8 protein-coding genes are annotated in these 12,672 nt (G+C 68.2%); 2 read left to right on the top strand and 6 right to left on the bottom strand.

Annotation, left to right across the window (positions count from 1 at the left end):
• Window positions 1-823 precede the first annotated feature (823 nt).
• On the top strand, window positions 824-6,055 hold the full coding sequence (locus ACXYX3_RS00685; RefSeq protein WP_458609737.1) for an Ig-like domain-containing protein: 5,232 nt from the start codon (window positions 824-826) through the stop codon (window positions 6,053-6,055).
• Between the two features lie 160 nt (window positions 6,056-6,215).
• Window positions 6,216-7,298: a phosphodiester glycosidase family protein gene (locus tag ACXYX3_RS00680; RefSeq protein ID WP_458609736.1), complete on the top strand. Its 1,083-nt coding sequence runs from the start codon at window positions 6,216-6,218 to the stop codon at window positions 7,296-7,298.
• Here the strand turns inward: ACXYX3_RS00680 and ACXYX3_RS00675 are convergent.
• The 6 genes from ACXYX3_RS00675 to ACXYX3_RS00650 are packed head-to-tail and all read right to left on the bottom strand — an operon-like array spanning window position 7,291 to window position 12,670.
• Entirely contained in the window at window positions 7,291-8,058 is a 768-nt protein-coding gene (locus ACXYX3_RS00675) for a fructosamine kinase family protein (RefSeq protein WP_458609735.1), read from the bottom strand. The two genes, ACXYX3_RS00680 and ACXYX3_RS00675, sit on opposite strands and share 8 nt — an antisense overlap.
• Before the next feature lie 5 nt (window positions 8,059-8,063).
• Complete coding sequence (locus ACXYX3_RS00670) at window positions 8,064-8,972, bottom strand: mammalian cell entry protein (protein ID WP_458609734.1); 909 nt, start codon at window positions 8,970-8,972, stop codon at window positions 8,064-8,066.
• The gene (locus tag ACXYX3_RS00665) at window positions 8,939-9,490 is read right to left on the bottom strand and encodes a mammalian cell entry protein (RefSeq protein WP_458609733.1); all 552 of its coding nucleotides are present in this window, start codon (window positions 9,488-9,490) and stop codon (window positions 8,939-8,941) included. The genes ACXYX3_RS00670 and ACXYX3_RS00665 overlap by 34 nt, the downstream gene beginning before the upstream one ends.
• Window positions 9,487-10,494: an RDD family protein gene (locus ACXYX3_RS00660; RefSeq protein ID WP_458609732.1), complete on the bottom strand. Its 1,008-nt coding sequence runs from the start codon at window positions 10,492-10,494 to the stop codon at window positions 9,487-9,489. The genes ACXYX3_RS00665 and ACXYX3_RS00660 overlap by 4 nt, the downstream gene beginning before the upstream one ends.
• Entirely contained in the window at window positions 10,491-11,138 is a 648-nt protein-coding gene (locus ACXYX3_RS00655) for a hypothetical protein (RefSeq protein ID WP_221353027.1), read from the bottom strand. Before ACXYX3_RS00655 ends, ACXYX3_RS00660 begins: the two co-directional genes overlap by 4 nt.
• On the bottom strand, window positions 11,108-12,670 hold the full coding sequence (locus ACXYX3_RS00650) for an MCE family protein (RefSeq protein ID WP_221353025.1): 1,563 nt from the start codon (window positions 12,668-12,670) through the stop codon (window positions 11,108-11,110). The genes ACXYX3_RS00655 and ACXYX3_RS00650 overlap by 31 nt, the downstream gene beginning before the upstream one ends.
• Window positions 12,671-12,672: the final 2 nt, after the last annotated feature.

Raw genomic sequence — 12,672 nt, 5'->3', positions numbered from 1 at the left:
GGCAGCGAGTGCGGCCGGCCGCGTCCGCCGCCCTCGTCCTGTAGTGGGGTCGGTGCGTCTGTTTGCGCACGCAAATTTGCTGTCGTGAAGGACATCTGTCGTCTACGCGAAAGACGCTGCCACGCCTTCAATCGACTTCGAACCACTTCATGACCATCCGGAACTGCCATGAGACCGATGCAGCCAAAGTCTGACCATTTCAGAAAACATTCGCCAGAATCACACACGGGGACCGATGTGCGAGTGCTCGCGGGTCGTAGGGGGGATCATGAAGGCATCAACATGCGTGGGACGGGTCGGGGCTCTGGCGGTCTTGCTCGGGGTGGGACTGGCCGCGCCGACAGCCATTGCCGCTGCGGATGACACAGCGTCGTCGACGACGTCATCGGAGGGCCCGGCCCAGGGGTCGGCGCCAGGCCCAGACACCGCCGAACCACCGAAACGCAGAAAACCGGCGAAGGACGACACAGCGCCCGATCGGGTCTCGGACAATGACGGTGGCGTCGGCGAGCCCGAGACCGAGCCATCCGAGGTGGACGCCGAGCGCGACCAGCCCAGGACCTCCGGCCATCACCGCCCGATGCGACGCGACCCAGGCTCCGTTACGAAACGCGCGCGGAGGGCCGACGAGTCCGATGCCGTCACCGCGGGTCAGGGCGAGCGCGCGCAACCGGCACCCTTGCGCCGGACGAGATCCGCCCCCGCGGCCGCCGACGAACGCGAGGGACATGGCCTGTCGACACCTGTCGTATCGGCCGACATTGCCGCGCCGGTCGCCGCGCCCGTCGAGATCGCTGCGAGGCCCGCCCCCGTCGTCACCGCGATGAGGAGCCTCGCAACCCTCGCGCTACCCGCCGTACCTGATCCAGCTGGCGCGCCGATCATCGCGCCCGCGATGTGGCTGCTCGCTGCCGCGTCCCGTCGGGACTCCGCAGCGACGAACTCGGCGCCCACCGCGAGTGTGGCCTACCAGAGGAGCCCGAGTCCGATCAGCGGCAAGGTGGTCGGCGATATCCGCGCCTCAGACGCCGATCGCGACCGGCTGACCTACATCGCATCGACTCCGCTCGCCGGAAGCGTGACCGTCAACCGCTACGGCACTTTCACCTACACCCCCGACGCCACTGCCCGGCATGCCGCAGCGGCACCGGACGGGAATCGGACCGATACCTTCACGATCACCGTGTCCGACGGCGCCGGCGGCACCGCCGTGGTGCCGATCACCGTGGCGATCCGGCCCGTCAACGCAAAACCTTCGGCTACGAACACAGTCGCCGCACCCGACCCGACGTCGGGCGTGGTGCGGGGCAGCGTGGTGGTCAAGGACAAGGACGGTGATCCACTCACCTTCACCGCGCCGGCCAGCACCGCGCGCGGCACCGTCACGGTGGACGCCGACGGGCGTTTCACCTACACACCCACCGAGCAGGCGCGCCAGGACGCCCGCAACATCTTCCGGCGCCTCGACAGCTTCATCGTGACCGTGGACGACGGCCACGGTGGTATCGCCACGACGACGGTTTACGTCCGGATCGCTCCGCCGCCACCCAACGCCGCTCCCACCGACGGCGCCGCAACGGTCAACGACCCCGACAGCGACGGGCTCGTCACCGGGGCCGTCACCGCCGCGGATCCCAATGGCGACACCCTCACCTACGCGTTGGCAGACCCACCCAGCCGAGGCACCGTCGTCGTCACGTCGACCGGCGGCTTCGTCTACCACCCGACCGCAGCGGCGCGACACGCCGCCGCGGCAGCGAATGTGGGTGCCGAACTACGCAGCGACAACTTCTCGGTCACAGTGGGCGACGGGAAGGGCGGGACCCTGACGGTTCCGGTGACCGTCTCCATCAGCCCTGCGAACGCCGTCCCCGTCGGTGGGTCGGCGACATCCGGGGACGCCGATTCCACCACCGGTGCGGTGAGCGGCACGCTGACCGCCAGCGATGACGACGGCGACCCGCTCACCTTCAGTGGATCCGCCACCACCGCCAAGGGCAGGGTCGTCATTGCGGCTGATGGTGGGTTCATCTACACCCCAACGGTTTCCGCGCGTCAAGAGGCGACGGAGTCCGACCTCACCGACACGTTCACCGTGACGGTCACCGACGGCCACGGTGGAGGCGACACATTCGAGGTCACCGTTGCGGTCAGCCCGTTGGCCGCCTCCGGCGACGAGCCGGCCACCGGCGTGATCACGGTGCCCAACCCGTCGGGCGGCCCGCTGGAGTACGAAGTGAGCGACGACAGCGAGCTCGGCGAAGCCACCGTGGATGACGGGGGCATATGGACGTACACGCCTACCCCGGCGGCGCGCCACCAGGCGGCGGCCGACAATGCCGGCACCGCGGACAAGCTGCACACCTTCACCGTCACGGTCACCGACTCCGACGGCAACACCACCGTCGTCCCGATCACGGTGTCGATCATCGGCGCCAACGAGGTGCCCGTGGTCACCGAGCAACCCGAGCAAGAGGTCGACGCCGACACGGGCGTCACCACGGGGGTCATCATCGTCACCGACGCCGACGGCGATCCGGTCGACGCCGTCATCGAGGTAGACCCTGCCCAAGGCACCGTCGAGTACGACATCACCACGGGTGTCTGGACATTCGAAGCCACTCCGGAAGCCCGACACGCTGCCGCGGCAGCGTTGGCGGGCGGCGGGACAGCGCGGATGAAGCGCTTCGCGGCGCTGGCGGCGACGGATCCGACGGTCGCCACGGTGACGTTCACCTTCCGCGACGGGTACGGCGGAGTGCAGACCACCGTCATCGACGTTCAGATCAGCCCCGCCAACGAGCAACCCGCGATCACATCCGTCTCCGGCGGCGCACCAGCGGCGGTGACCGGAACCGTCATCGGCACAATCGCAGTCACCGATCCCGACGGTGATCCGCCGACCTACTCGGTGGGCACGTCAGCCGAGGGCGTCGACGTGACGTTCGACGAGTCCACCGGCCAGTGGACCTACACGCCGACAGCAGCCGTGCGCGCTGCCGCGTCCGCCGCAACGGCCGGCGCCGCCGATCGATTGGACTCCTTCACGATCTCCGTCGACGACGGCCACGGAGGTCTCGCGACCGTCGACATCACTGTTCCGATCCTGTTTTCGACGACTGCGGACGGCCACATCGCAATCAACGGGAAGACCACCCAGCCGATCGTTGTCAGCGCCAATGGCGGCCGCGCCTATCTGTCCACCGTCGAGGTCGGCGAAAACGGCTCGCCCAACTACTTATTGGCGGTCATCGACACGGCGGCCCGCACCGGGTATCTGGTGCCGCTGGACGGCCCGGTCGATGGGCCGATCGTCCTGAGCGCCGACGGCGCACGGGCCTATGCCACGAGCGGCGCCGATGTACTGCTGATCGACACGGCGAGCGCAACGACGCGGACGATCGCGCTGCCTGGACGCACCCTCGGCGACCTGACGTTCTCCGCGATCGGCGACCGCGTCTACGTCACCACCAGTGATCCGTCCGGGGACTACGCACTGGCCATCGTCGACACGACCACGGATGCCGTGCGGACTGTCGACCTTCCCGACGACATGACCGATGCCATCCATGTCACACCGGATGGGTTGCAAGCCTTCGTGATGACGGCCTCGGCGTACGGTGAACCTGCCGCGGCGTTCACGGTGATCGATCTGACCACCGGCGAATCGGTCCCTCGGTCGTGGTACGAGGGCGGTGAGTTGCTCACCCCGGTCCGCTACAGCGCCGACAGCAAGGCTGCCTACTTCGTGGTCCGGATACCCGATGAACAAGGAGGCGCCGCCCTGGACTACTTCATCAGGTTGGACACTGACGAAGCGGCAGGCGGCGGAAGCGGTTCCGCCGATGGCTTCCTCGGCTCCATCCAGCTGAGCCGTGACGGCGCCACGGGCTACCTCATCGAAAACCAGTACAACCCGATAAAGCAGCGCCTGGAGCATTACATCAGGATCGCGGGCCCGGACTTCGACAGAGGGACGGGTGCGTTCGGCAACGTGGTGACGAGCGACCTGCTCGTTTCCGACGACGGTCGGTTCTTTGTCGGCACGGAGCTCGAGGATGGCAGCGAGCACTACCTGACGGTGATCGACGACAACGACAACTCGACCTACGACATCCTGGTCCCCGGCTCGTTGAGCGGGTTGAGCCTCAGCTCGGACGGCACACGGGTGTTCGGCACAGTCACCACGGACGACGGGGTGTCCTTCGTGGCGGTCGACACGATCACCGAGGCCGTGCAATCGGTTGTCCTGCCCGGCATTTCGATTGATGCACTGGCGATCAGCCCGGACCAGTCACGGGTGTACTCGGTGACAGATCAGAGCGGGACCCATCTGCTCAGCCTCAACGCTGTTCCGCAGCCACCTGTGTTCGGAGTACCACAGATCTCGGCTGTGGTGGGGACGAGTGATCGCGGGTATCAGTTCGTGTACGACGAGAACACAGACACCACAACGGTTCTCGTCGCCTCACCGGATGGGCGCGTCGACGTGGCCGGAACCGTGGCCGGCGCCATGGTGACGGGTCCGGCGTCCAGGCGGGTGACGTCCGACGTCGTCACGCTGGCTGACGGCGGGATCGCATTCGTTCCTGTAGGTCAATCCGATGTCGACGATGGGTTCGCGAGTCTGGTGGTCGTGACGCCAGATGCAGACCTGACCTCGATGCAGGTGCCTGTATACGGGCAGTGGATACGGTCAGCCGAGGGCACGAACTACTACGTCGGACTCGACAGCACCGACGAAACGGTGGTCGTGTGGCGCGTCACTGCCACAGGGCAGGTCTCAAGCCATGCACGCGGTTATGCAGCCAACGCATACCCCGTCGGAGGCGTCGCCGGACCGGACGGAACCCTTTACGTGGCAGTATCACAGTTGGGCGCAGACAACACCGAACGCGCATCGCTGTGGCGCATCTCGTCGGCGGGAGACGAATCGGTTGTCGCGCTGACCCCGCTTGACGGCACCGCCATCACCGACCGAAGCTACGCGACGTCGGTGGTGTTGACCCCAGACGGGACGGCATATGTCCTGGCCGACACGATTGGTGTGGAACCCGACGGACGGCTCAACCAGTCGGCCGGCGTGCTCGTCGTGGCTGCCGACGGGTCCGTCCATCGCACGTTCCTGCCGACGCCGTCTGGCGCAGACAGCATCGCGACCGCCGGTAACTCAGCCGTCGTCACCTGGTTCGACAGGGACAGCGCATGGGTCGCGGTCGTCGACGCAGAAGGACACCGGGTCGATCATCTCGTCACAGGATGGCAGGGCGGCCCGGTCTCGACGGCCGACGGCAGCGGCGCTTACCTAGCGATCGACGGAAGCGGACTCCTGTACGTCAACGCAGCAGGGGCGGTCAGGACTGTCGACGTCGGTTCATACGGCGGCGAGATCTTCGCGGGCCGGGGCGCAACGGTGTATGTGTTCGATGGTGCCGGCGGCCGACTCATCGCCGTCACCGACGGCGTGGCCGAGGTGTCAGAACTGGGGACATCGTTCAGCACTGCCTCACTCCGGTTCGCCGCTGACGGAACCCTTTTCGCAGTCCTCGACGACGGCCAAGAACACAGAATCGCAATCCCGTCCTCTGGCGTCATCACCGAGACCCTGTACGAGACGGATGTGACGCCGTTCCAGGTCGAGGTCATCGGCAACACCGCGCACATCGTCGGCCAGACTCCGGACGGCACCCAACTGCTCTCGATAGGCAGTGACGGTACGCCGATCTTCGACAAGTTCTTCCCCTCCGACGGCTACCAGCCGAGCGGGCCCGTCGAGATCGGACCCGACGGCACGTTCTACTACACCCTGTACGAGGAGAGCTACGACGGACCGTCCGGTTTCCAGCAGACGACGCGCGTCTTCGCGGCCGGCCCGGACGGCACTCGGCAAGTGTTCGTGACCGAGGGTGCACCTCCGATGATCCTGGACCAGTTCTCGACGGGCGCGGTGTCGCTCGCGCCGGACGGGACCCTCTATGTCACCGTCGGCACCCGCGACGAGAACGGCCGGATCTCCACGGTGGTGCACGTCGTGCCCGCGCAGACGAGCCTCTGAGCCCACTCGCACAACTGCCGGGACGCAACAGCAAACGGGGCAGCGACCTCTGCGGGATCATCCTGTGATACTGCTGTGACGAAAGTTGACACCGTTTCTCCTGCGATTATTGTTAACGTCCTGACCATTCCGGTCGAAGTCACGTTCGAAGGAGCCGCCGATGCCGACTCCTGCCGCAAACATGCGGCGGCGCCTTCGCGGTGTCGCGGCGGCCGTCGCATGCACCCTGGTAGCGGCCGGGATCAGTGCGCCGGGTGCCGCGGCAGCCAGTGCCCGCGAGCTCCTCGCCGCCGCGATCGCCACCACCAAGGGCTCCTATCTCGTCTACAACTTCGGTCCCGGCTTCCCCGCGCCCATGCTCGACGCGTCCGGCCGCTCCTACGAGATGACCAGCGGCGGCCGGCTGATGATCATCAAGGCTGCCTCGTCGAGGTTGGCTCCGCGGCTGCTGGCCGACTCCCACACCGGGTTCCAGGCCCGTTGCGAACGCGACCCACGGGCCCGCACCTCCGAGGGACTCCTGCAGGCATCGGAGACCTACTCACCGCTGCAGGCGTGGCAGGTGTTGGGACAGCCGACGATCGCGATCAACGCGAACTTCTTCGACGTGCGCGGGCAACAGGGCGCCTCGTGGAAACAGACCGGATGCAGCTCGCCGCTGGGCGCCTACGTCGACAACACCCGCGGCCTGGGCCGGACCAACGCCGCGGTCACCGGGACGCCGGCGTACGCGGGAAAGCAGGGACTCTCGGGCGGTGACGAGAACTGGATGGCGCTCTCGACGATGATCCTGCCGGTGCAGGGCGCGCCGTTCGTCGTAGCGCCCACGAGCGACACCGATTACGACGCGGCCTCGCCGGTGATCGCCGATCTGCTCGACAAAGGCACCCGGTTCGTCGCCGTGGCCGGCATGCACCTGCTCGCTCCCGGAGACACCGGCCAGATGAACGATCCCGGTCCGAGCGCGGCGCGCACCGCGCTCGCCTACGTGCGCGACCGCGACGAGATGTACGTGTTCTCCGGCGGCAGCTACACCCCCGACCAGATCCAGGACCTGTTCCGCGGGCTGGGCAGCGACACTGCGGTCCTGCTCGACGGCGGCGGATCGACGGCCATCGTGCTGCGCCGCGACACCGGCGGCATGTGGGCGGGCGCGGGCTCGCCGCAGGGGTCCTGCGACACACTGGCCGTACTGTGCGATTCGCATGAGCGGGCACAACCGGCCTGGCTGGCGTTCAACTGATCGCCAGAGCGCTCCGAGCCGCCGCCAGCGTCTGCCGCTCGTAACCGGAGCCGAACAGCACGACGTGGGCCAGCAGCGGGTAGAGCTGATGCAGACCGAGCCTGTCGTGCCAGCCTGCGGTCAACGGCCGCACCTCCTGATAACCCTCGAGCACCGCGTCCCGGTGCGGGCAGCCGAAGAGCGCCAGCATCGCGAGGTCGGTCTCCCGATGCCCGCCGTGCGCAGCGGGGTCGATCAGCACCACCCCGTCGGCGGTCCACATCACGTTGCCGCTCCACAGGTCCCCGTGCAGCCGGCACGGTTGTTCGGCGGGGTCGTCGAAAACACCTGCTGCACAACGGGATATGACGGCCTCGACCGCCTCACGGGTGTCCGGCGTCACCCGTGCACGTGCCAGCATCGGCGTCAGCCGGTGCTCGGCGTAGAAGCGCCCCCACGACCCGACTCGGCTGTAGCTCATCGGCAATGGCTGCTCGAGTGGGCCGAAGAACCCCGACGGCGCGTTCCACTGCGGCGGTGGCGCACCGAAGCCGTCCGCGCCGGCCGCATGGGTGTGGGCCAGCCGAGCGCCGAACGTCCGTGCTGCCGCCCGCTCGGGTGCCACCGTCGCCAGATGCTCCAGCGTCAACGAGTGCTCGTCCACCGCGACCACCCGGACCACCGGCGCACCCCCGTCCGCAGCCGAAAGCCATTGCAGCCCAACGGCTTCGCAGCGAAAGAACCCGTCAGGCGCATGCGCGTGACGTTTCACGTGGAACAACGGAGTTACAGCTGCGGGGTCAGATCGAACGACGTGACCGTCGACATGCGGGTGATCAGCCACTCCCCGCCGTCGCGCTTCATCGTCAGGCGGTAGGACAGGTAGCGCAGCGACGGGATGTTCTTTGTGACGGGGCTGGTCGAAATGGAGTTCGTGTAGACGATCGCGGTGGCGTCGGTCGGGGCGATCGCCGGCGACACACTCTCGACGGCCGCACCGACCACCTCGGTCGTGTTGGTGACCTGGGCCTGCTTGTTCGGCTCGATGATCGCATCGATGTACTTGCGGTAGTCGTTGGCGAAGTCGCCGCCGAGGTACCGCGACGCCCGGTCCGCCAGGGCGGGCATGTCGTCGGGGGTGTAGGTCCACAGCGCGGTGATCGCTGCGGTGGCGGTCCGGGCGATCTCGAGCTTGGTGGTGTTCAGCGCCCGCTGCGCCAGATAGGGCTGCACCATCGCGCCGGCGAATGCGCCCCCACCGACGAACAGCACCGAGGCAACGAGTGCCGCTATGACCAGCCCGCGCCCTGCGGGGCGATGCTCGACCATCCGGATCTCATCCGGAGCGGACACGTCCTCCTCAGAGGGTTCCTCGGAGTCGGCCGCAGGCTCGGATTCGAGGTCCGACGTGTGGTCGGCGTCCGGCTCGTCGACCACGACGTCGGCGGCGGCGGGTGTGGGCGTGGGCGTCCGAGCCGCCTTGCCGACCGGCTTCTTCGGCTGATCCGGCGACTGCTCGACTGCCGACGACTCGGGCTCGACCCGATCGACCGTCACCTCGGGATCCTCCGCGGCGGGTTCAGCCGCGCGGGAGCGCCGGAAGAACCGGCGGCGACGTGGCGGGCTGGCAGGATCGCTGGGGGCTGCCGACTCGTCGGTGGTCAGATCACCTGAATCAGGTTGCTGATCTTCCACTGCTGTCCTTCCTTGATCGTCGTGGCGATCCAGCGGCTGCCACTTTCGACCGTCGTCTTGCCGTCGGGTGACGTCGACGTCACCTTCGTGGCGACGAGCACGTCGGCGCTGCCGTCGTCGTTCCAGCGCTGCACCCCCGCGGCGAGCACCGTGCCGGTGGTCGGTTCTCCGCGGGCCACCTGCAGCAGGATCTCGTTCTGCTTCTCCTTGAAGGTCTTGGCGAACTCCCCGGTGGCCTGGGCGGCGATCCGGTCGGCGTAGGCGTTGGCGTGGAACGGGTCGAGAGTCATGTACTCGGTCATGAACTCGCGGGCATACCCCAGCGCTGACGCCTCCCGCACCGCCTCGGTGCGATCCTGCTCGTGTCGGATCAGCATCAGCGTGCTCGCGGTGATCGCCGCGGCGACCACCAGCGCCACCACGGTCGCGACCACCGGCAGACCCCAGCGTCGCGGCCGCCGCGGACGGCTGCCGAAGTAGTCGGCCGCGGTGTCGTCGACCTTGCGCCGCGGACTCATTGGCCCGCCGGATTCATCTGCGGCTTCTTCAGCACGGTCAGGTTCGCCACCTGCCACTGGCCGTTCGGCGCCCGGTCGAAGTCGACGCGCACCGTGGCCGTGATGAACTTCAGGGTCTTCGGATCGTCCCCGCGCTGCCCTTGCATCGCCAGCAGCATGGACGCCTGATCGGGGGTCACCGGCGGATCGGTGAGCACCGCGTGGCTGACAGCCCAGTACTCGTTGGAGGTGACACCCGCCTTCTGGGCGGCCTGCTGCTGCGCGATCAGCTGTTCCCGGTAGGTGTCGGTGGTCAGTGCCTGCGCCCGGGCGAAGTCGGCGGGCATCGTGTCGGCGCTGTAGCTGAGCATCTGCTCGACGATCCGCGGCCCCTGCTCGTCGATCTGGGCCCGCGCCGCGTCGACCGCGCGCTCGTGTCGGTAGACCGTGAGATAGCCGAGCCCCGCCGCGGCCGCGCAAACCAGGGCCGCGGCGATCAGCACCAGCGCGACCACCCGCCGCATGTTCCGAGCGGGCCGCTCGACGACGAGCACCTCGGTGCGGGCCAGCATGTCGGCGAACGTGCGCCGCCGGCGATCCCAGAGCGGCCACAGCCACCCGACGAAGACGGCCAGGGTGTCGAGCAGATGCGCGAGTTCGCGGACGATCAACCGGCCGAGGCCGACGGTCCCGCCGCCGCCCGTTGCAGCACGGCCCGTTCCGGCGCGGTCGCGCACCGCGATCCCGCACAGCGCGCGGCCCAGCGTCCAGCCCGTCGCGACCGGAAGGACCAGCCGGTTGACCGCCATGGCGAACAACGCCACCGCAGCCGCACCGGTGAACGCCCAGCGCGCCCACCCGTCGGCCGGCGAGGCGAGAGCCAGCAGCGCCGTCGTCACGATCACCGCCGCACCCGGCAGGACATCGACCAGCAGAGCGCCGGCGCGCGACGACCACGGGGCCCGGTTGGGCTCCGGCACGTCGGTGTCCGCAGTCGAGTCGGCGATCGGCAGGACTGCCGTCACGACGTGACCTGGTCGAGCTTGGCGATGCGGTAGCGGCCCTCGTCGAACGCCATGGTGGCGCGCAACCGGTAGCCCACCTGCTGGTTCGCTGCTTGGGAGTTGGTGATCTTCACCCGCACGGCGACGAGCACGTTGATCGACCCGTCCGGGTTGTGCCGCTCCACCGCGGCACGCAGATCGTCGACCGCGACCTTGGCGTTGGCGGCCTGGTACGCCTCGGCGATCACGCTGCCGAACAGGCCGGCCTGCACCCCGAAGTCACCGGTCGAGCACTCCAGGATCTTCGACTGCGCCACCGTCATCGCCGCGGTGTCGGGCGCGTTGGTGGCCGCGACACAGTCCTTGGCGGCGGCCAGCGCCGCGTCGTCACTGCGGGCGATCGCCGCGGCACGCTGGTTGGCCTTCCACGCGAAGTAGCCGCCTGCCGCAGCACCACCGGCCAGCAGGACCAGCCCCGCGGTCAGGCCGGCGACCCAACGGGTGCCGAGCCGCGACGGTCGGCGCGGATCCGCCGGAACCTCGCCGACGGAATCCTCGGCGGCGACCGTCGTCTCGTCGGCGACCGTCATCTCCTCGTCGGCGGCGCCGTCCTCGGGGGTGTCGATGGGGGGGTTCAGCCGGCTGGTGCCAGCATCTCCTTCCATCCGTCATCTCCTGGGTTGCTCGAATTCTTCACGTTGTATCTCACCCCGTCGGGCCCGACCACCTCGCCGCTCTGTGGGCTGTACGCGGCGGTGCTGCCGGGCGGGCCCTGCGCGGGAGTGTAGATACACGGGTTGGGCTGTTGCCCGCTGCAGCTGACGGTACCCGAGCCCGGTCGGCTGATCGGATCACTGACCGGTGAGGTGCTCAGCGGTGGGGGCAGCTTGTCGGCGGGCAACGGGTTCATGCCGTTGTTCACCGACGGCGCCGGGATCACCCGACCCGGATCGACACCCTGGTCACACCGGGCGCCCGGAGCGGGGCAGGACAGTATCTGGTTCGGGTCGCCGTACCAGGGGTTGGTGCCCAGCGGCACATACGGCTCGTTGCTGTGGCATTCCCTCGGCGATGCCGCGCGCTTGCCCGGCACGTCCGCGCACGGGTAGTTGCGCGCGCCGCGAACCACGTTACCCTGATAGTCCTTCGGGATCTTGCAGTAGGTACCCGTCGGCAGCGGAGCCATCGACGTGTCGGCCGGTGAGCGCCACTCCGAGGCCGGTAGGAAGCCGGTCATACACGGCGGCGGCAGATTGACCGACAGGGCGAAGTGAATCAGACCCTCGTTCTCGAAGATCGTGCCCGCCTGCGTCACCGATGCCCCCTGCGGCAGGACCACCAGCGCCTGCTCGAGGCCCTTGTTGTAACGCTTGAGCATGTCGGTGACCACCGACAGGTTGGCCAGCGTCTGCGGCAACGAGTCCCGGACGTCGGAGAACAACGCGTCCACCTGATCCAGCGTGGGCGCCGCCTGCTGCAGGCCGCTGCGCAGCGCGCCGTCCTGCTCGGCGGTCTGGCCCGCGATGATGTTCAGGTTCCGCGACCACTGCTGGATCGCATCACCCGATTGCACCTGACTGTTCAGGATCGGCGCGGAGTTGGCGATGATGTCGTTGACCTGCGGCAGGTTGTCACGAAACCCCTGGGCCAGGTTCGTCGTCGACTCGACCAGACGCTGCAGCGACGGCCCGAGACCGCCTACCGCGGCCGAGGTCTCGGTCAGCAGCGAATCGATCTTCTCCTTGGGCAGCACGGCCAACCCACGGTTGGCCGCGTCGAGCGCCGGCCCGACCTCCGCCGGCACGGTGCTCTTCGTGATCGTCTGGCCCGGGCTGAGGTACTGCTTGGTATCCGCGGCCGGCACCAGATCGAGGTACTGCTCGCCGATCGCTGAGACGGAGTGCACCTCGGCCGTCACGTCGACCGGGATCTTGACGTCGTTGCTGATGCTCAACGTCGCCCGGGCACCCTTCTCGGTCGGCTCGACCTCGGTGACCTTGCCGATCTGAGTACCTCGATAGGTCACGTTGCCCGTGGCGTACAGGCCGCCCGAGCGCGGCAGCTCCGTGTAGAGCGTGTACTGCCCCACCCCGGCCAGGCTCGGCAGGCGCAGGTAGTACAGGCCCAGCACGGCAACCGCCGCCACGGTGAGCACCGTGAAGATGACCAACTGGATCTTGATGAAGCGGGTCAGCATCG

This window comes from Mycobacterium sp. Panama NTM2 (assembly GCF_054355555.1).
Note: the sequence above shows the minus strand (reverse complement) of the source record. Positions and strands in the feature narration are given on the sequence as shown.